The sequence below is a fragment of the Salinicola socius genome, assembly GCF_001937195.1.
GTDB lineage: Bacteria > Pseudomonadota > Gammaproteobacteria > Pseudomonadales > Halomonadaceae > Salinicola > Salinicola socius.
In genome coordinates this window covers 1-506 of sequence record NZ_MSDO01000143.1, presented here as the reverse complement: position 1 = coordinate 506, position 506 = coordinate 1, and the positions used below count along the sequence as shown (strand labels likewise).

Sequence of the window (506 nt, the reverse complement as noted above, 5' to 3'; positions counted from 1 at the left end):
CCGAATGACCTCGTCGGATGGCAAGGTCGATGCCACGGGAGAGCTGATCACGCAGAAGGGGAGTTCACCGAAATCGTCGAGCTGCTGGAAACCGACCGGGAAGCGCAGCCCCCTGAACAAGCGCCCCAGGCCGCCAGCTCGGCTGAAGCAGTGAAAAAGCATCAGGTAGTGCACGACGAAGCGATGAAGTTCCGAGCCGCTACGGTTGGGATCGCGAATCACCTGGCGGAAGCGGCTCAGTTCGAATGACGAATTCGTCATTCGAACTGAGCCGCTTCCGCCAGGTGATTCGCGATCCCAACCGTAGCGGCTCGGAACTTCATCGCTTCGTCGTGCACTACCTGATGCTTTTTCACTGCTTCAGCCGAGCTGGCGGCCTGGGGCGCTTGTTCAGGGGGCTGCGCTTCCCGGTCGGTTTCCAGCAGCTCGACGATTTCGGTGAACTCCCCTTCTGCGTGATCAGCTCTCCCGTGGCATCGACCTTGCCATCCGACGAGGTCATTCGG

Annotated in this window: 2 pseudogenes; one reads left to right on the top strand and one right to left on the bottom strand. The window is 60.5% G+C overall.

The features are described from left to right. Positions 1–261, bottom strand: a pseudogene (locus tag BTW07_RS19275) (hypothetical protein); the annotation flags it as partial. Between BTW07_RS19275 and BTW07_RS19280 the strand changes: the two are divergent. Further along, positions 246–506: pseudogene (locus BTW07_RS19280) on the top strand (hypothetical protein); the annotation flags it as partial. The pseudogenes BTW07_RS19275 and BTW07_RS19280 sit on opposite strands and share 16 nt — an antisense overlap.